Below are 19,533 nucleotides of genomic sequence, written 5' to 3' on the forward strand. Positions count from 1 at the left end.
GCGCTCCAACCCGGTTTGTTGATCTACTTTGCCGTTGCCACGCTGCTGAGCGTTGCTGTGGCCTGGGGCTGGGCGATCTTTCGCTGCCCGCGTGAAGACCGTGGCATTTATGCCCAGGGCGCGTTTCGCGGCAATAACGGCGTGATCGGCCTGGCGCTGGCGGCCAGCATGTACGGCGACTACGGCATCTCCCTTGGCGCGATTCTCGCGGCGCTGGTGATCCTGTTCTACAACACGCTGTCGACCATTGTGCTGGCGGTGTACAGCCCGGTGATCAAGTCCGACCCGTGGAGCATTTTCAAAAGCGTGATAGCCAACCCGCTGATCATCAGTGTGATCGTCGCCGCGCCGTTCGCGATCTTCAAGATCGGCTTGCCGGGGTGGCTGGAGTCGTCCGGGCAGTATCTGGCGGACATGACCTTGCCGCTGGCGCTGATCTGCATCGGCGGCACCTTGTCATTGGCGGCCTTGCGCAAAAGCGGGAGCATGGCCTTGAGTGCCAGCCTGGTGAAGATGATCGGCCTGCCGCTATTCGCGACGTTGGGCGCGTGGCTGCTGGGCTTTCGTGGGCCGGAATTGGGGATTTTGTTTCTGTATTTCGGCGCGCCGACGGCGGCGGCGAGTTTTGTCATGGCCAGGGCGGCTGAGGGCAACCACGAGTTGGCGGCGGCGATTATTGTGATCACCACGTTGATGGCGGCGGTGACCACCAATATCGGAATTTTTGTGTTGCAGGCGGGTGGGTGGATCTAGGGTTTGTGGTGTGCTTGAGGGCCAATCGCAGGCAAGCCAGCTCCCACATTTTGAATGTATTCACAGTTCAAATGTGGGAGCTGGCTTGCCTGCGATTGCGATCTAACAGTCACTACTGGTCTGCCTGATACGCCTCAATCACTTCCTGCGCCGCCCGAAACGCATCAATCGCCGCCGGCACACCCGCGTACACCGCGCAATGCAGCAGCGCTTCGCGAATCTCTTCCACCGTGCAGCCATTGTTCAGTGCGCCGCGCACGTGGCCCTTGAGTTCCTGTGGGCACTTGAGTGCGGTCAGGGCCGCGAGGGTGATCAGGCTGCGGGTCTTTAAGGGCAAGCCTTCGCGATTCCACACGCTGCCCCAGGCATGTTCGTTGACAAAATCCTGCAGTGGCTGGGTGAACTCGGTGGCGTTGCCCAGGGCGCGATCGACGAACACGTCGCCCATCACCTGGCGACGCATCTCAACCCCGGGCTTTCTCTGATCGGTCATTGCGCTTCCCTCTTGTGTTGGCGGCGCCAGGCTCGCAGCGTGCTGAGTACCAGAAACGCCACCAGCGCCGGCAGGACGTAATACAGCATCAGTTTTTCAAGACGGGTAGCCAAGGGCATGCCGAACGTGAACGAGACCACATGCAATGCGTACACCAGGTACAGGCCCAGAAAGACCAGGCCTTCGGCGCGGGTGACTCGGTAACCGGTGTAGAACACCGGCAGGCACAGCGCCACCACGCCGAGCATTACCGGCAAGTCGAAATCGAGGGCGTTGGGCGATACCGACAGCGGTGACGGCGCTACCAACGCGGTAAACCCCAGCACACCGAGCAGGTTGAACAGGCTGCTGCCGATCACATTGCCCACGGCAATCTCGCGCTCGCCGCGCACGGCGGCAATCAGCGAAGTGGCCAGGCACGGCAACGAAGTGCCGACGCCGATCAAGGTCAGGCCGACGATGCGCTCCGACAGGCCCAGGTCGCTCGCCACGTCCACCGCCGCGCCCAGCAGCAAATGCCCGGCCAGCACCAGAATCAGCAGCCCGCCGAGCATCAGCAACACGCTGCTCAACCACGGCGCTCTGGCCACGGTGTCCAGCGTGCGCGGGCGCCGGGAATGGCGGGTCTGGTAATGCAGCACACCCAGGTAGGCCACCAGCGCTGCGAGCAGTACCAGCCCGTCAACGGGCGTTAAACTTTCATTGGCCGACAGGGTAAACACCAGCAGCGCGGCGCAAATCATCACCGGGATGTCCAGGCGCACCAGTTGTCGCGACACCCGCAGCGGGATGATCAGCGCAGACAGGCCCAAGGTGACGAGGATGTTGAATATGCTGCTGCCGATCACGCTGCCCACGGCGATATCGGTATTGCCGGCCAGTGTGGCTTGCAGGCTGACGGTCATTTGTGGCGCGCTGCTGCCGAAGGCGACGATGCTCAAGCCGATGATCAGCGGCCGCACCTTGAGGCTGGCCGCCAGGCGCACGGCGGCGCGCACCAGGATTTCGGCGCCGAGAATCAGCAGCAGCAGGCCGCTGACCAATTCGAGCAGGCTGAAGGGCGAGAGGGCGGTGAGTACGGAAATGGCCAAGGCTCCTGTCAGTTGCTCAGCGCTTGCACGCGAACCCGTGCGGTGCCGCTGCCCAGCATACCGAGTTGCTCAGCCGCTTTGCGGGAAACATCGATCAGACGGCCACGGGTGTGCGGGCCGCGATCATTGATGCGCAGCACGACGGATCTGTTGTTGTCGAGATTGGTCACCTTGACCCGCGTGCCGAAGGGCAGGCGCCGATGGGCGGCGGTCAGGGCGTTCTGGTTGAAGGGTTCACCGCTGGCGGTTCTATTGCCATGGTGCTTGGCGCCGTAATAGGAGGCGGTGCCGGTTTCGTCGTAGCCGTTGGGGTCGATGAGGCCGCTGGCGCAACCGGCCAGCAGAGAGAACAGGGCCAGGAGGCCGAGTAGACGCTTCATGTTCAACAAACCCCCAATTGATCGTTCCCACGCTCTGCGTGGGAATGCAGCCCGTGACGCTCCGCGTCACAAAAGCGGACGCGGAGCGTCCAGTGAGGCGTTCCCACGCGGAGCGTGGGAACGATCAAGTGTCAGCCTTCGAGCTTGCTTTTGAGCAGTTCGTTCACCTGTTGCGGGTTGGCTTTGCCTTTGGAGGCTTTCATCGCCTGGCCGACAAAGAAGCCGAACATCTTGCTGCGCTTGGCTTCGTCTGCCGCACGGTATTGTTCAACTTGCTCGGCATTGGCGGCGAGCATCTCATCGAGCACGGCCGAAATAGCGCCGCTGTCGGTGACTTGCTTGAGGCCACGCTTCTCGATGATGTCGTCGGCGCTGCCTTCGCCTGCGGCCATCGCTTCAAACACGGTCTTGGCGATTTTGCCGGAGATAGTGTTGTCTTTGATGCGCAGCAGCATGCCGCCCAACTGCTCGGCGGTCACCGGGGCTTCGTCGATCTCCAGGCCCTGTTTGTTCAACAGGCTGCCCAGCTCAACCATCACCCAGTTGGCCGCCAGCTTGGCGTCGCCGGCAATGCTCACGACTTTTTCGAAGTAGTTGGCTTGCTCACGGCTGGAGGCCAATACGCTGGCATCGTAGACCGACAGGCCGAACTGTTCCTGGAAACGCTCGCGTTTTTGCGGCGGCAGTTCCGGCAGGGTGGCACGCACGTCATTAAGGAACGAGTCCTCAATGATCACCGGCAACAGGTCCGGGTCGGGGAAGTAACGGTAGTCGTTGGCTTCCTCTTTGCTGCGCATGGCGCGGGTTTCGTCTTTGTTCGGGTCGTACAGGCGCGTTTGCTGGATCACCTTGCCGCCGTCTTCGATCAACTCGATCTGGCGACGCACTTCGGTGTTGATCGCCTTCTCGATGAAGCGGAACGAGTTGACGTTCTTGATCTCGCAGCGTGTGCCGTACTCGGCCTGGCCTTTTGGCCGCACCGACACGTTGCAGTCGCAACGCAGCGAACCTTCGGCCATGTTGCCGTCGCAGATGCCCAAGTAGCGCACCAGCGCGTGGATGGTCTTGACGTAGGCCACGGCTTCCTTGGCGCTGCGCATGTCCGGCTCGGAAACGATCTCCAGCAGCGGCGTACCGGCGCGGTTCAGGTCGATACCGGTGGCGCCGTTGAATTCTTCATGCAGGCTCTTGCCGGCATCTTCTTCCAGGTGCGCACGGGTCACGCCGACACGCTTGATGGTGCCGTCTTCCAGCGGGATATCCAGGTAGCCCTTGCCGACGATCGGCAATTCCATCTGGCTGATCTGGTAGCCCTTGGGCAGGTCCGGGTAGAAGTAGTTCTTGCGCGCGAACACGTTGTGCTGGCCGATCTCGGCGTCAATCGCCAGGCCGAACATCACCGCCATGCGCACCGCTTCCTCGTTCAGCACTGGCAGTACGCCGGGCATGCCGAGGTCGACCAGGCTGGCCTGGGTGTTGGGTTCTGCGCCGAACGTGGTGGCGCTACCGGAGAAAATCTTCGATTGGGTGGCGAGCTGGGTATGAATCTCCAGCCCGATCACAACTTCCCATTGCATAGTGTTCTCCTCAGAAGCCGGTAGGGGTGCGAGTGTGCCAGTCGGTGTTCAACTGGTACTGGTGCGCCACATTGAGCAGGCGGCCTTCCTGGAAATACGGGGCGAGCAATTGCACGCCGACCGGCAGGCCATCGACGAAACCTGCGGGCATGGACAAGCCCGGCAAGCCCGCGAGGTTGGCGGTGATGGTGTAGAGGTCTTCCAGGTACTCGGCGATCGGGTCGCCGGTCTTGGCGCCGATCTTCCAGGCCGGGTTCGGCGTGGTCGGGCCGAGGATCACGTCGACTTCTTCAAAGGCGGCCATGAAGTCGTTCTTGATCAGGCGACGGATCTTTTGCGCCTTGAGGTAGTACGCGTCGTAGTAACCGGCGGAAAGCGCGTAGGCACCGACCATGATCCGGCGTTGTACTTCGGCACCGAAGCCTTCGCCACGGGAGCGTTTGTACAGGTCGGTAAGGTCTTTCGGGTTTTCGCAGCGGTAGCCGAAGCGCACGCCGTCGAAACGCGACAGGTTCGAGGAGGCTTCTGCCGGCGCGATCACGTAGTACGCAGGAATCGCGTGCTGGTTGTTCGGCAGGCTGATTTCCTTGATCACGGCACCGAGCTTTTCCAGCTCTTTAATGCTGTTGTGCACCAGTTCGGCGATACGCGGGTCGAGACCGGCGCTGAAATACTCTTTCGGCACGCCGATACGCAGGCCTTTAAGCGAGGTATTAAGGCTGGCGCTGTAGTCCGGCACCGGCTCATCGATGCTGGTGGAGTCCTGTTTATCGAACCCGGCCATACCTTGTAACAATATTGCGCAGTCTTCAGCCGTGCGTGCCAGCGGGCCGCCCTGATCGAGGCTGGAGGCATAGGCAATCATGCCCCAACGGGAAACGCGACCGTAGGTCGGCTTCAAACCAGTGAGGTTGGTGAAAGCGGCGGGCTGGCGGATCGAGCCGCCGGTGTCGGTGGCCGTGGCCGCCGGCAGGAAACGCGCGGCAACAGCAGCAGCCGAGCCGCCGGAGGAACCGCCGGGCACGTGCTCCAGGTTCCACGGGTTTTTTACCGCACCGTAGTAGCTCGACTCGTTGGCCGAACCCATGGCGAATTCGTCCATGTTGGTCTTGCCCAGGGTCACGGCCCCGGCGGCCGCCAGCTTGGACACTACGGTGGCATCGTAGGGTGCCTTGAAGTTGTCGAGCATCTTCGAGCCGCAGCTGGTGCGAATGCCCTGGGTGCAGAACAGGTCTTTGTGGGCGATCGGGGCGCCCAGCAGTGCGCCGTTTTCACCGTTGGCGCGACGTGCGTCGGCGGCCTTGGCCTGGCTCAGGGCCAGTTCCTCGGTGAGGCTGATAAAGCTGTTGACCTTGGGGTCCAGCGCGGCAATTCGCGCCAGCAGGGTCTGGGTCAGCTCTTCGGAAGAAAACTTTTTGTCGGCGAGACCGCGGGCGATCTCGGCCAGAGTCATGTGATGCATGAAAGGCTCTTTCCCTTTAGTCGATGACTTTCGGAACCAGGTACAGGCCGTTTTCGACCGCTGGCGCGATGGACTGGTAGGCCTCGCGATTATTTCGCTCGGTCACAACGTCTGCACGCAGGCGCTGGCTGGCTTCCAGCGGGTGAGCCAGGGGCTCGATGCCGTCGGTATTTACGGCCTGCATTTGGTCGACCAGCCCGAGAATGCTGTTCAGGGCTGCGGTGGTCTGTGGAAGATCGGCGTCATTAAGGCCAAGCGAGGCCAGATGCGCGATTTTTTCCACGTCGGAGCGTTCAAGCGCCATGGGTTTCTCCAGTGGAAAACAGAACGGAGGGCATCCGTGTGTTAGATTGTCGGAACACTACCGCATTTCTACGGTCATAAGGCCGCGATTGTGGGGGTTGGTGCACAGAAAGTCGGCCAATTTAGCACATTGGCGCCTTGCCCAAAATCCCTGTCGTTGTTAGAGTTTGCCGCACTTTTTTACCCACGCGTTGCCTAGGGTCCTTTCCCCATGTTCAAGAAACTGCGTGGCATGTTTTCCAGCGATCTTTCCATTGACCTGGGCACTGCCAACACCCTTATTTACGTGCGCGAGCGCGGTATCGTTCTGAATGAGCCATCGGTTGTGGCCATTCGGACCCATGGTAATCAGAAAAGTGTCGTTGCCGTAGGCACCGAGGCCAAGCGCATGCTCGGCCGTACACCAGGCAATATTGCTGCCATTCGTCCGATGAAAGACGGCGTGATCGCCGACTTCAGCGTCTGCGAAAAGATGCTGCAGTACTTCATCAACAAAGTTCACGAAAACAGTTTTCTGCAGCCCAGCCCACGTGTGCTGATCTGCGTTCCGTGCAAGTCCACCCAGGTGGAGCGTCGTGCCATCCGTGAATCGGCCCTTGGTGCCGGTGCCCGTGAAGTGTTCCTGATCGAAGAGCCTATGGCTGCCGCAATCGGCGCCGGCCTGCCGGTTGAGGAAGCGCGCGGTTCGATGGTGGTGGATATCGGTGGTGGTACTACCGAGATCGCCCTGATTTCCCTGAACGGTGTGGTGTATGCCGAATCCGTGCGTGTAGGCGGCGACCGTTTCGACGAAGCGATCATCACGTATGTACGTCGTAACTACGGCAGCCTGATCGGCGAATCTACCGCTGAGCGCATCAAGCAGGAAATCGGCACCGCTTACCCGGGCGGCGAAGTTCGCGAAGTCGACGTTCGTGGTCGCAACCTGGCCGAAGGCGTTCCACGTGCCTTCACCCTGAACTCCAATGAAGTGCTGGAAGCTCTGCAAGAGTCCCTGGCCACCATCGTTCAGGCTGTGAAAAGCGCCCTGGAGCAATCGCCGCCGGAACTGGCTTCCGATATCGCCGAGCGTGGCCTGGTGCTGACCGGTGGTGGCGCCTTGCTGCGCGACCTCGACAAGCTGCTGGCCCAGGAAACCGGCCTGCCGGTGATCGTCGCCGAAGACCCGCTGACCTGCGTTGCCCGTGGCGGTGGTCGTGCACTGGAAATGATGGATAAACACACCATGGACCTGCTCTCCAGCGAATAAGATCGTTGGTTGCACCATGCTTCGCCCGCAGGCAGCACTTTGCAGTGCTGCCTGTTGGCGTTTATCTTCTTCAATCTGCATCCAGGCCGGTTTGATGCCGTATGAATAAAGAGAACATTTGCCTGGGAGGAGCGGCTTATTAAACCGCTTTTCGCCAAAGGCCCCTCATTGGGCGTGCGCTTATTGGTGCTGGTCGTGCTTTCGGTCGCGCTGATGGTGGTCGATGCCCGCTTTGCACTGCTCAAGCCCGTGCGCAGCCAGATGTCGCTGGTGTTGATGCAGACTTACTGGATCACTGACCTGCCGCAACGGCTCTACCAGGGCGTGGCCAGCCAATTCGGCAGCCGCACCGAGCTGGTCGCCGAGAACGAAAAACTCAAGACTGAAAACCTGCTGTTGCAGGGGCGCATGCAAAAGCTCGCGGCCCTCACCGAGCAGAACGTTCGGCTGCGCGAGTTGCTCAATTCTTCGGCATTGGTCAACGAGAAGGTCGAAGTGGCCGAGTTGATCGGCATGGACCCAAATCCCTTTACCCACCGCATCATCATCAACAAGGGTGAGCGCGACGGTGTCGTGCTGGGCCAGCCGGTGCTTGATGCCCGTGGGCTGATGGGCCAGGTGGTGGAGCTTATGCCCTACACCTCACGGGTATTGTTGCTGACGGACACCACCCACAGCATTCCGGTACAGGTCAACCGTAACGGCCTGCGGGCGATTGCCAGCGGCACCGGCAACCCGGAGCGTCTGGAGTTGCGTCACGTTGCCGACACCGCCGATATCAAGGAAGGCGACCTGCTGGTCAGCTCCGGTTTGGGTCAGCGCTTCCCGGCGGGTTACCCGGTGGCGACGGTCAAGGAAGTGATCCACGATTCCGGCCAGCCTTTCGCTATCGTGCGTGCCGTGCCAACCGCTGCCTTGAACCGCAGCCGCTATCTGTTGCTGGTATTCAGCGACAATCGCACTCCGGAAGAGCGCGCCAACGACGCCGCCCAGGCCCAGGAAGCGGAAGACAAGCAGAACGGTATAACGCCGATCGTTCCCGCAACGGTGCCCAAGCCCGCATTTGTTGGGCCGCCTGCACCGGTGGCAACTCCGGCAGCACCGGTGGCGACGCCCGTTAAACCTGCCACCCACAACGCCCGCCCGGCGAAACCCGCCGCAACCAAACCGCCTGCGTCGACGCCTGCCGCCACACCAGCCGCTCGACCAGCGGCCGCTGCCCCGGCAACCACGCGGCAGAGGGAGGAATAATGGCCGGTACTCATTCACGCAATGGTTGGATCGTCTGGCTGACCTTCGCCATCGGCTTATTGCTCAGCGTCTCGCCGCTGCCGCAATTCATGGAGATCCTGCGACCGCTCTGGCTCGCGTTGTTGCTCGCGTTCTGGTCGCTGACCCTGCCGCATAAAGTCGGGATGGTCACGGCGATGTGCCTGGGCTTGGCGGAAGACGTGCTCTATGGCACTTTGCTGGGTCAGAACGCATTGATCCTCACGCTGATTACTTTCCTGGTGCTGTCGTTGCAGCAGCGTTTGCGCATGTTCCCGATGTGGCAACAGTGCCTGGTGATCCTGGTGATCTTCGGCCTGGCGCAGTTGGTGCAACTGTGGCTCAGTGCCTTGACCGGCAACCGCCAACCGACCTTGGCGCTGGTGTTGCCAGCGTTGGTCAGTGCGCTGCTGTGGCCTTGGGTCAGTTTCGGCCTGCGTGGGTTACGTCGTCGCTATAAAATCAATTGAATGGATTGCGAGGCTCTGCCTGGTTATCAAACTCTACAGGGAGAGTCTGCAATGAATTCGCTTTACCTGGCCTCGGGCTCACCGAGGCGGCGTGAACTGTTGACCCAGATCGGTGTGCCTTTCACCGTGGTCAGCGCCGCCATTGATGAAACCCCTCTTACTAATGAACCCGCCGTTGCCTACGTCGAGCGCCTTGCGCGCGGCAAGGCCGAGGCGGGTTTTGCTGCGCTTGAACAAAGTGTGCAGGCCTGTGTGCTGGGTGCGGACACGGCGGTGATCGTGGATGGCCAGATCCTTGGCAAGCCCGTGGACCAAGCCGATGCCTTGGCGATGCTGATGGCGCTTTCAGGTCGTGAACATGAAGTGCTCACTGCCATTGCCCTCACCGACGGCCATCGTTGCGAAACGCGTTGTGTAAGCAGTCGTGTACGTTTTCGCGCTATTTCTGTCCAGGAAGCTACATCCTACTGGCACAGTGGCGAACCTGCGGACAAGGCCGGCGGCTATGCTATCCAGGGGCTGGGTTCGGTGTTTGTCGCCGGGCTCAATGGCAGCTATTCCGCTGTGGTCGGCCTGCCGGTGTGCGAAACCGCGCAACTGCTCGGCCAATTCGGCATACCCTGTTGGCAAAACCTTACCGCGCGCTGAACGCCTTTATTTGCGCGCCAAGCCTTAAGCGATCGGTCACTATTGTGAAAACGCCTGAACGAGACCCAGCCATGAGTGAAGAGATTCTGATCAATATCACGCCGATGGAATCGCGCGTGGCGGTGGTAGAAAACGGTGTTCTGCAGGAAGTGCACGTCGAGCGCACCCAGAAGCGCGGTATTGTCGGCAATATCTATAAAGGCAAGGTGGTGCGCGTATTACCGGGCATGCAGGCGGCTTTCGTCGACATCGGCCTGGACCGTGCCGCGTTTATCCACGCCTCGGAAATTTCCCTGCGTGAAGGCCCGGCGGTAGAAAGCATCAGCGCCCTGGTGCACGAAGGGCAGAGCCTGGTGGTGCAAGTCACCAAGGATCCGATCGGTTCAAAAGGCGCGCGGCTGACGACGCAACTGTCGATCCCCTCGCGCTATCTGGTGTACATGCCGCGTACCGCGCATGTGGGTATTTCCCTCAAGATTGAAGACGAAGCCGAGCGCGAGCGCCTGAAAAAGGTGGTCAGCGACTGCGTAGCGGCCGAAGGCATCAAGGAAGCCGGCGGGTTTATCCTGCGCACCGCCGCTGAAGGCGCCGGTGCTGACGAAATCCTCATGGACATCCGCTACCTGCGCAGGCTGTGGGATCAGATCGGCGCACAGATCAAAACCATTGGTGCGCCGAGCGTCATCTATGAAGACCTCGGTCTAGCGTTGCGTACTTTGCGTGACCTGGTCAGCCCAAAGATCGAGAAAATTCGCATCGACTCGCGGGAAACCTTCCAGCGCACTACGCAATTCGTGGCCGAGCTGATGCCGGAAATTGCCGACCGCCTGGAGCATTATCCTGGCGAGCGGCCGATCTTCGACCTGTATGGCGTCGAAGATGAAATCCAGAAAGCCCTGGAGCGCAAAGTGCCGCTCAAGTCCGGCGGCTATCTGGTGGTCGATCCGGCCGAAGCCATGACCACCATCGATGTCAACACCGGCGCGTTCGTGGGCCATCGCAACCTCGAAGAAACCATCTTCAAGACCAACCTCGAAGCGGCCACCGCGATTGCCCGTCAACTGCGCCTGCGCAACCTGGGCGGCATCATCATTATCGACTTCATCGACATGGAAGACGAAGAGCACCAGCGCCAAGTGCTGCGCACCCTGGAGAAGCAACTGGAGCGTGACCACGCCAAGACCAACATTATCGGGATCACCGAGCTTGGTCTTGTGCAGATGACCCGCAAGCGCACCCGCGAAAGCCTTGAGCAAGTGCTGTGCGAGCCGTGCAGCAGTTGCCAGGGGCGTGGAAAGTTGAAGACCCCGGAAACGGTTTGCTACGAGATTTTCCGCGAAATCTTACGGGAGGCGCGTGCCTACCAGGCGGAAGGCTATAGAGTGCTTGCCAACCAGAAAGTGGTCGACCGATTGCTGGATGAAGAGTCCGGTAACGTTGCTGAGCTTGAGGGTTTTATCGGGCGTACCATTCGTTTCCAGGTCGAAACCATGTATTCCCAGGAACAATACGACGTGGTGCTGCTCTGATCCCCAATCGCTTTCTTTATTCGAGACCGGCAGGCGTTGATCTGCCGTCCGCTAACTGCCTTGAGGGTCGCCTGACATGGAGCGTCTGACACGCTTTTTTGCCGCCTTGACCCGTTGGGGCCTGGGCCTGTGCGCCTTGCTGCTGGTACTGGCGGCGGTGTACGTGAGCCTGGGTCGTGAGTTGGTCCCACTGGTGGCGGAGTACCGCGCCGAAGTTGAAGCCAAGGCGCAGGCTGCGGTGGAGATGCCCCTGCACATCGGCAGCCTCGAAGGGCGCTGGAGTGGTTTCGCGCCGATATTGCTGGCCCACGACGTGATGGTCGGCGAAGGCAACAGCGCCTTGCGCCTGGATCAGGTTGAAGTGGTGCCGGATATCTGGGCCAGCCTGATGGCGCGCGAAGTGCGTATCGCCCACCTGGAAGTCAGCGGCCTGCAGTTGAGTGTCAAGGAAGACCAGGACGGCCACTGGGCGCTGCAAGGTTTGCCGGTGCAGGATGACCAGCCGTTGGACCCGCAGCAGTTGCTCACGCGCATGCAGATGGTCAAGCGCGTGTCGTTGCTCGACAGCCAGGTGACATTGCAGCCGTTCGAGCAAGCGCCGTTGACCCTGACCTATGTGGGCCTGAGCCTGCATACCGGCAACACCCGCCAACGCCTGGATGCACGCGTCACCCTGCCGGACGGCCAGCCTTTGGCGCTGAGCCTTCGTAGCCGTATTCGCGCAAGCGCATGGAAAGAGGGCGAAGTCGAAGCCTACCTGAGCCTGCCTCAAAGTGACTGGGCCAAATGGATTCCCGCCAGGCTGACCCAGCAATGGAAGCTCACTCAGTTCAAAGCCGGTGGCGAGTTCTGGCTCAATTGGGGCAAAGGCACCGTCCAAAGTGCCGTGGTGCGCCTCAACTCACCGCAAGTAAAGGGCAGTTACGCCGACCGCAAACCTGTGCATATCGAAAACCTCGCCCTGACCGCCTACCTGCAACGCAGTGACAGTGGCCTTAAGGTGTTGTTCGATTCACTGGCGATGAACATCGGCGATACCCGCTGGGAATCACACCTGCAACTGCAACAAAGCGTGGCGACCGACAAAGACCAGGAAACCTGGAAGCTTCAGGCTGACCGCCTTGACCTGACCCCTGTTACCCCGCTGTTGAATGCCTTGGCGCCATTGCCGGAAGGTTTTGCCAAAACCATCGAGCACCTCAAGGCCACGGGCGTGTTGCGCAATGTGTTGGTGGATTTCCGTCCGCAGGACGCCACCGATAAAAAACTCAGCTTCGCCGCCAACCTTGAACGCATCGGTTTTGACGCGTACTTCGGTGCGCCAGCCGCACGGAACGTATCCGGGAGTATCAGTGGCGATTTGGGCCAGGGTGAGTTGCGTATGGACAGCAAGGATTTTTCCCTGCACCTGTACCCGATCTTCGCCAAGCCCTGGCAGTACATCCAGGCCAACGCGCGCCTGACATGGAAGCTGGATAAAGAAGGCTTCACCCTGATTGCCCCTTACATCAAGGTGCTGGGCGAGGAGGGCAAAGTGGCTGCCGACTTCCTGATTCGCCTGCACTTCGACCATGCCCAGGAAGACTACATGGACCTGCGGGTCGGTATGGTCGATGGCGATGGTCGTTTCACGCCCAAGTATTTGCCGGCCGTGTTGAGCCCGTCCCTGGATGAATGGCTGCGCACCGCAATTCTTAAAGGCGCCGTGGACCAAGGGTTCTTCCAGTACCAAGGTTCGCTCAACCATGACGCGCTGCCCGCTGCGCGCAACATCAGCTTGTTCTTCAAGGTGCATGACGCCGAACTGGCCTTCCAGCCGGGTTGGCCGCATGTGAGCAAGGTCAATGGCGAAGTGTTTGTCGAGGAGAGCGGCGTGCGCATCCTGGCCAGCAAGGGCCAATTGCTCGACACCAAGGTCAAGGACGTCTACGTCAATATTCCCCACGCACCGGCCGGTAAAGACAGCCACCTGCTGATCACCGGTGGGTTTGCGGGCGGCCTGGGTGATGGTTTGAAGATCCTTCAGGACGCGCCGATAGGCACGGGTTCAACCTTTGCCGGCTGGAAGGGCGACGGCGACCTGCAAGGCAATCTGGACCTGGACATTCCGCTGGTCAAAGGCACCGAGCCGAAGATCGTGGTGGACTTCAAGACCGACAAAGCCCGTCTGCAATTGGCGGAGCCGACCTTGGACCTGACACAGCTCAAGGGCGATTTCCGCTTCGACAGCAGCAAGGGCTTGAGTGGCCAGAACATCTCGGCCCAGGCATTCGATCGACCGATCACCGCGCAAATTGTTGCCGATGGCAAGCCAGGCAACATCAGTACCCGCGTCACCGCCAAGGGCCAGGTCACGGTCAAGCGCCTGACCGATTGGTTAAAAATCAGCCAGCCGTTGCCAGTGTCCGGTGATATTCCGTACCAGCTGCAACTCACACTGGACGGCGCCGACAGCCAACTGATGGTCAGTTCCAATATGAAAGGCGTGGCGGTAGACCTGCCGGCGCCCTTCGGCATGCCGGCCAGCCAAGGCCGTGACAGCGTGTTCCGCATGACCTTGCAAGGCCCGGAGCGGCGTTACTGGTTCGATTATGGCGAACTGGCGAGCTTTACCTTTGCCTCGCCGCCGGACAAATTCAATGACGGGCGCGGGGAGTTGTTCCTTGGCGCCGGCAATGCTGTGTTGCCCGCAGCCAAAGGCTTGCGTATTCGCGGTGTGCTGTCGGAACTGGATATTGACCCATGGAAAAAACTCGCCAACCGCTACGCCGGTAACGACCCAGGCGGCAGCGCCAAACAGTTGCTCAGTGGTGCCGATTTCAAAGTGGGCAAACTGATCGGTTTTGGCACCCAGCTTGATCAGGCCAACCTTCAGCTGGACCGCAAGCCTGCCGCCTGGGGTTTGCAGCTCGACAGCCAGCAGGCCAAGGGCACGGTCAACCTGCCGGACGCCAAGGGCGCGCCGATTGCGATCAACCTGCAATACGTGAAGCTGCCGGCGGTGGACCCGACCGCGCAGGCCGACGAAAACGCACCGGACCCGTTGGCGGATATCGACCCCAAGGACATCCCCGCGCTGGATATCGCCATCAACCAGCTGTTCCAGGGCCCCGACCTGGTGGGCGCCTGGTCGCTGAAGATCCGCCCGACTGCCAAAGGCCTGGCCTTCAACAACCTCAACCTCGGCCTCAAGGGCATGCAGCTTAATGGTGCCGGCGGTTGGGAAGGCGCGCCCGGCGCCAGCAGCAGCTGGTACAAGGGCCGCCTGGACGGCAAGAACATTGCCGACGTGCTCAAGGGCTGGGGTTTTGCGCCGACCGTGACCAGCGAAGACTTCCACCTGGATGTGGATGGCCGTTGGCCGGGTTCGCCGGCCTGGGTTGGCCCCAAGCGTTTCTCCGGTAGCCTGGATGCGTCATTCCGTAAAGGCCAGTTTGTCGAAGTGGAAGGTGGCGCCCAGGCCTTGCGGGTGTTTGGTTTGCTCAACTTCAATTCGATCGGTCGCCGTTTGCGCCTGGACTTCTCGGACCTGCTCGGCAAGGGCTTGAGTTATGACCGGGTCAAAGGCTTGCTGGCCGCCAGTGATGGGGTGTTCGTCACCCGTGAACCCATCACCATGACCGGCCCGTCCACCAACCTGGAGCTCAATGGCACCCTGGACCTGGTGGCTGACCGTGTCGACGCCAAGCTGCTGGTCACGTTGCCGGTGACCAACAACCTGCCGATTGCCGCGCTGATTGTCGGCGCGCCCGCCATTGGCGGTGCGTTGTTCCTGATCGACAAGCTGATCGGTGACCGTGTTTCGCGCTTCGCCAGCGTGCAATACAAGGTTCAAGGCCCGTGGAAGGATCCAAAAATCACCTTCGACAAGCCATTTGAAAAGCCAAACTGAGAGCCTGTGGAGTAGCATGGCCGCATGCCTATTATGGAGTGTCGGCCCATGCCCTTTGCGGTAATTCAAATGGTCAGCCAGAGCGATGTGCTGGCCAACCTGGCCCAGGCTCGGCGCTTGCTGGAGCAAGCGGCAGCGGGCGGTGCGAAGCTTGCGGTACTGCCGGAGAACTTCGCTGCCATGGGTCGCCGCGACGTGGCCGATATCGGTCGCGCCGAAGCCTTGGGCGAAGGCCCGATCCTGCCCTGGTTGAAACAGACCGCCCGCGACCTCACCTTATGGATAGTGGCCGGCACTTTGCCGTTGCCGCCCAAGGACCAACCGCACGCCAAGTCCAACGCTTGCTCGCTATTGATCGATGATCAGGGCGAAATCGTCGCCCGGTACGACAAATTGCACCTGTTTGATGTCGATGTTGCAGATGCCAGGGGGCGTTATCGCGAATCTGACGACTATGCTTTCGGGAGCAATGTGGTGGTGGCGGACACGCCGGTGGGGCGCTTGGGCCTGACGGTGTGCTACGACTTGCGGTTTCCCGAGCTGTACAGCGAGCTGCGTGCAGCGGGGGCGGAGTTGATTACCGCGCCTTCGGCCTTTACGGCGGTGACCGGCGCGGCACATTGGGATGTACTGATTCGGGCGCGAGCCATCGAAACCCAGTGCTATTTATTGGCCGCCGCTCAAGGCGGTGCGCACCCGGGGCCACGGGAAACCTTTGGCCACGCAGCCATTGTCGACCCTTGGGGGCGTGTGCTGACACAACAGGATCAAGGCGAAGCGGTGTTGTTGGCCGAACGCGATAGCAGTGAACAAGCGTCGATACGGGCGCGCATGCCGGTGGTCAATCATCGGCGCTTTTTCTCGCAGGGCGCGCAGCGGCCTGCTTCAGAACGATGAATTTAAGGCCAAACCTATGAGCGAGTTGTTGTCCTCAGTCAGTGAACACCTCCTGGCACCCGGTGGCGTGACCATCGACAGTTTGCAAACCGTGCTCGGTGATCTGGCCGGGCCGGGCATCGACGCGGCCGACCTGTATTTCCAGGGCCAGATTTCCGAGTCGTGGGCCCTCGAAGACGGCATCGTCAAGGAAGGCAGTTTCAACCTTGACCAAGGCGTAGGCGTGCGCGCGCAATCCGGTGAAAAGACTGGTTTTGCCTACAGCAACGCCATCACCCTTGAAGCCCTCGGCCTGGCGGCGCGCGCGGCACGCTCGATTTCCCGCGCCGGCCAGAACGGCACTGTGCAGGCTTTCAGCACTCAGGACGTGGCCCAGCTGTACGCGCCGGATAACCCGCTGGAGGTGATCAGCCGCGCGGAAAAGGTCGATTTGCTCAAGCGTATCGATGCGGCCACTCGTGCGCTCGACCCGCGTATTCAGCAAGTAACGGTGAGCATGGCTGGCGTGTGGGAGCGCATTCTGGTGGCGTCCACGGACGGCGGGCTGGCGGCGGACGTGCGGCCGCTGGTGCGTTTCAACGTGAGTGTCATTGTTGAGCAGAACGGCCGCCGCGAGCGCGGTGGCCACGGCGGTGGCGGGCGTACCGACTACCGTTATTTCCTCGCTGAAGACCGCGCCATGGGTTACGCCCGTGAAGCGCTGCGTCAGGCGCTGGTCAACCTGGAAGCCATTCCGGCGCCGGCCGGTACCTTGCCGGTGGTGTTGGGCTCGGGCTGGTCTGGCGTGCTGCTGCACGAAGCCGTGGGCCACGGCCTGGAAGGCGACTTCAACCGCAAAGGCAGTTCGGCCTACAGCGGGCGCATGGGCGAAATGGTTGCATCCAAACTCTGCACCATTGTCGATGACGGCACCCTGGCTGGCCGGCGTGGCTCGTTGAGTGTCGACGACGAAGGCACGCCGACCGAATGCACCACGCTGATTGAAAACGGCGTGCTCAAGGGCTATATGCAGGACAAGCTCAACGCCCGTCTCATGGGTGTGGCGCGTACCGGCAACGGCCGTCGCGAGTCTTACGCGCACCTGCCGATGCCGCGCATGACCAACACCTACATGCTCGGTGGCGAAAGCGACCCAGCGGAAATCATCGCCTCGGTAAAACGCGGGATCTACTGCGCCAACCTCGGCGGCGGCCAGGTCGATATCACCAGCGGCAAGTTTGTGTTCTCCACCAGCGAAGCGTACCTGATCGAAGACGGCAAGATTACCGCGCCGGTCAAAGGGGCGACGTTGATTGGCAATGGGCCGGAAGCCATGAGCAAGGTGTCGATGGTCGGTAATGACCTGTCGCTGGACAGCGGCGTGGGCACCTGCGGTAAGGATGGGCAGTCGGTGCCAGTCGGCGTCGGTCAGCCAACCTTGAAAATCGATGCGATCACCGTGGGTGGCACGGGGTCGTAATGGCCGGAGCTTCGGGTGGCGAAGACCGCCACCCGGGGAAGAGGGTCAACGCAGGCCGCGTTGAGTCTCGTCCAGCTCACGGATGTATTTGAAGATTTTACGGCTGGTGGCCGGCGCCTTGTTATGCGCCTGCTCGTGCTGGGCCTGACGGATCAGGGAGCGCAGTTGCTGGCGGTCCGCGTCCGGGTAGTCCAGCACGAATTTCTCCAGCACCGCGTCATCGCCCGAGATCAGGCGGTCACGCCAGCGCTCCAGGTTATGGAAGCGTTCGTTGTACTGGCGAGTGGAGGCATCGGTTTGATCGAGCAAGGCCAGAATGGCATCAGTGTCCTGATCGCGCATCAGCTTGCCGATAAACATGATGTGCCGTTTACGCGCGATATTCGCGGTGTGCTTGGGAGCATCCGCAAGCGCCCGGCGCATTTCGTCGGTCAGTGGCAATTTGGCAATCAAGTCTTTCTTGAGCGTTGTAAGGCGCTCGCCGAGGTCAACCAGCGCATGCAGCTCGCGTTTGACCTGGGTTTTGCTTTTCTCCCCATCGAGGGAGTCGTCGTAAGAATCAACCATGGTGGCAGTCCGCAAAGAAACGCCGCCATGATAACCAGTCGGGGGCCGCTTGTCCGGCCCGGTCGCTCGATGGCCTTAACCGAAAGCAGAATTTGAGTGGAGAAAACCATGAGTGCAGCCCAAAGCGTCGGTCCGCAAGCGTTACCGGCACTGCAGGAACAAGTCGAGCAGATCCTTGCCGAGGCCAAGCGCCAGGGGGCCAGCGCCTGTGAAGTAGCCGTGTCGCTGGAGCAGGGGCTGTCGACGTCGGTGCGCCAGCGTGAAGTGGAAACTGTTGAATTCAATCGCGACCAGGGTTTTGGTATCACGTTGTATGCCGGGCAGCGCAAAGGCTCGGCCAGTACTTCCGCCAGTGGGCCGGAAGCAATTCGTGAAACCGTGGCGGCGGCGCTGGCGATTGCCAAGCACACCTCCGAGGATGAAAGCTCGGGCCTGGCCGACAAAGCGCTGATGGCCAAGGACTTGAAGGATTTCGATCTGTTTCACGCCTGGGACATCACGCCCGAGCAAGCGATCGAAAAGGCACTGATCTGCGAAGCAGCGGCGTTTGATGCCGATGCCCGCATCAAGAACGCTGATGGCACCACGTTGAGCACTCATCAAGGCTGCCGTGTCTACGGTAACAGCCATGGTTTTATCGGTGGTTATGCCTCCACTCGCCATAGCTTGAGCTGCGTGATGATCGCCGAAGCCAATGGCCAGATGCAGCGCGATTACTGGTACGACGTGAGCCGCCAGGGCGAATTGCTCGCCGATCCAGTCAGCATCGGTCAGCGCGCGGCGCAACGTGCAGCGAGCCGCCTGGGCGCACGCCCGGTACCAACGTGTGAGGTGCCGGTGCTGTTCTCGGCTGAGCTGGCCGGTGGTTTGTTCGGCAGTTTCCTTGGCGCGATTTCCGGTGGCAACCTGTACCGAAAATCTTCGTTCCTTGAAGGCGCGATTGGCCAGAAACTGTTTCCTGAATGGCTGACGATTGATGAGCGCCCGCACCTGATGCGTGCCATGGGCAGTTCCTCATTCGATGGTGATGGCCTGGCCACCTATGCCAAACCGTTTGTCGAAAAGGGCGAGTTGGTGTCCTACGTGCTGGGCACTTACGCCGGTCGCAAGCTGGGCCTGCCAAGCACGGCGAACGCCGGTGGCGTGCACAACCTGTTCGTCACCCATGGCGATGAAGACCAGGCAGCGCTGTTGCGTCGTATGGGCCGAGGCCTGCTGGTCACCGAGCTGATGGGCAGTGGCCTGAACATGGTGACCGGTGATTATTCACGCGGTGCGGCGGGTTTCTGGGTAGAAAATGGCGAGATTCAATTCGCCGTCCAGGAAGTGACTATTGCCGGCAACATGCGCGATATGTTCAAGCAGATCGTCGCAGTGGGTAATGACCTGGAGCTGCGCAGCAACATTCGCACCGGTTCGGTGCTGATTGAGCGGATGACCGTCGCCGGCAGTTAACGGCGCGACGCTTCATCAAAAAGGCACGCCATCCTCAAG

The 19,533-nt window shown here is 60.8% G+C and carries 17 protein-coding genes; 10 read left to right on the plus strand and 7 right to left on the minus strand.

The genetic code is table 11. The annotated features are described in order from the left end of the window. The coding region (locus FEM54_RS00825; protein WP_138449088.1) for an AEC family transporter at positions 1–753 on the plus strand (753 nt) is incomplete at its 5' end. Between the two features lie 112 nt (positions 754–865). Here the strand turns inward: FEM54_RS00825 and FEM54_RS00830 are convergent. From FEM54_RS00830 to gatC, 6 genes are all read right to left on the minus strand, one after another. After that, complete coding sequence (locus FEM54_RS00830) at positions 866–1,246, minus strand: carboxymuconolactone decarboxylase family protein (RefSeq protein ID WP_017138256.1); 381 nt, start codon at positions 1,244–1,246, stop codon at positions 866–868. Continuing rightward, positions 1,243–2,289 (minus strand): calcium/sodium antiporter, encoded by a 1,047-nt coding sequence (locus FEM54_RS00835; RefSeq protein ID WP_138449103.1) that lies wholly within the window; start codon positions 2,287–2,289, stop codon positions 1,243–1,245. Before FEM54_RS00835 ends, FEM54_RS00830 begins: the two co-directional genes overlap by 4 nt. A gap of 56 nt (positions 2,290–2,345) precedes the next feature. Beyond that, positions 2,346–2,717, minus strand: coding sequence for a septal ring lytic transglycosylase RlpA family protein (locus FEM54_RS00840; RefSeq protein WP_026013786.1), 372 nt, complete (start codon positions 2,715–2,717; stop codon positions 2,346–2,348). Positions 2,718–2,848: 131 nt separating this feature from the next. Next, positions 2,849–4,294 carry an Asp-tRNA(Asn)/Glu-tRNA(Gln) amidotransferase subunit GatB gene (gatB, locus tag FEM54_RS00850; RefSeq protein ID WP_099548380.1) on the minus strand — a complete coding sequence of 482 codons (1,446 nt, stop codon included), beginning with the start codon at positions 4,292–4,294 and terminating at the stop codon, positions 2,849–2,851. Positions 4,295–4,304: 10 nt separating this feature from the next. After that, the gene (gene gatA / locus FEM54_RS00855) at positions 4,305–5,756 is read right to left on the minus strand and encodes an Asp-tRNA(Asn)/Glu-tRNA(Gln) amidotransferase subunit GatA (protein WP_065911562.1); all 1,452 of its coding nucleotides are present in this window, start codon (positions 5,754–5,756) and stop codon (positions 4,305–4,307) included. A gap of 16 nt (positions 5,757–5,772) precedes the next feature. Continuing rightward, positions 5,773–6,060, minus strand: coding sequence for an Asp-tRNA(Asn)/Glu-tRNA(Gln) amidotransferase subunit GatC (gene gatC, locus FEM54_RS00860; protein WP_003188556.1), 288 nt, complete (start codon positions 6,058–6,060; stop codon positions 5,773–5,775). Positions 6,061–6,270: 210 nt separating this feature from the next. Between gatC and mreB the strand changes: the two genes are divergently transcribed. From mreB to tldD, 8 genes are all read left to right on the plus strand, one after another. Next, positions 6,271–7,308 carry a rod shape-determining protein MreB gene (gene mreB, locus FEM54_RS00865; protein WP_002555108.1) on the plus strand — a complete coding sequence of 346 codons (1,038 nt, stop codon included), beginning with the start codon at positions 6,271–6,273 and terminating at the stop codon, positions 7,306–7,308. A gap of 138 nt (positions 7,309–7,446) precedes the next feature. Next, a complete protein-coding gene (gene mreC, locus FEM54_RS00870; protein ID WP_080593785.1) occupies positions 7,447–8,559 on the plus strand; it encodes a rod shape-determining protein MreC in 1,113 nt (370 codons plus the stop codon). Continuing rightward, positions 8,559–9,047 carry a rod shape-determining protein MreD gene (mreD, locus tag FEM54_RS00875; protein WP_017138250.1) on the plus strand — a complete coding sequence of 163 codons (489 nt, stop codon included), beginning with the start codon at positions 8,559–8,561 and terminating at the stop codon, positions 9,045–9,047. Before mreC ends, mreD begins: the two co-directional genes overlap by 1 nt. A 51-nt stretch (positions 9,048–9,098) precedes the next feature. Further along, a complete protein-coding gene (locus FEM54_RS00880; protein WP_017138249.1) occupies positions 9,099–9,695 on the plus strand; it encodes a Maf family protein in 597 nt (198 codons plus the stop codon). A gap of 71 nt (positions 9,696–9,766) precedes the next feature. Then, positions 9,767–11,224 carry a ribonuclease G gene (gene rng / locus FEM54_RS00885; protein ID WP_010213134.1) on the plus strand — a complete coding sequence of 486 codons (1,458 nt, stop codon included), beginning with the start codon at positions 9,767–9,769 and terminating at the stop codon, positions 11,222–11,224. Between the two features lie 76 nt (positions 11,225–11,300). Next, complete coding sequence (locus tag FEM54_RS00890; protein WP_138449092.1) at positions 11,301–15,116, plus strand: YhdP family protein; 3,816 nt, start codon at positions 11,301–11,303, stop codon at positions 15,114–15,116. Between the two features lie 48 nt (positions 15,117–15,164). Beyond that, the gene (locus tag FEM54_RS00895; RefSeq protein ID WP_017138248.1) at positions 15,165–16,013 is read left to right on the plus strand and encodes a carbon-nitrogen hydrolase family protein; all 849 of its coding nucleotides are present in this window, start codon (positions 15,165–15,167) and stop codon (positions 16,011–16,013) included. 16 nt (positions 16,014–16,029) lie between these two features. Then, on the plus strand, positions 16,030–17,472 hold the full coding sequence (gene tldD / locus FEM54_RS00900; RefSeq protein WP_017138247.1) for a metalloprotease TldD: 1,443 nt from the start codon (positions 16,030–16,032) through the stop codon (positions 17,470–17,472). 45 nt (positions 17,473–17,517) lie between these two features. On the opposite strand, the gene yjgA is transcribed toward tldD, so the two are convergent. Further along, positions 17,518–18,039, minus strand: coding sequence for a ribosome biogenesis factor YjgA (yjgA, locus tag FEM54_RS00905; protein WP_017138246.1), 522 nt, complete (start codon positions 18,037–18,039; stop codon positions 17,518–17,520). A 108-nt stretch (positions 18,040–18,147) separates the two neighbouring features. On the opposite strand from yjgA, the gene pmbA reads away from it, so the two are divergent. Next, entirely contained in the window at positions 18,148–19,494 is a 1,347-nt protein-coding gene (gene pmbA, locus FEM54_RS00910; RefSeq protein ID WP_138449094.1) for a metalloprotease PmbA, read from the plus strand. Positions 19,495–19,533: the final 39 nt, after the last annotated feature.

The sequence above is a fragment of the Pseudomonas edaphica genome (assembly GCF_005863185.1).
GTDB classification, from domain to species: domain Bacteria; phylum Pseudomonadota; class Gammaproteobacteria; order Pseudomonadales; family Pseudomonadaceae; genus Aquipseudomonas; species Aquipseudomonas edaphica.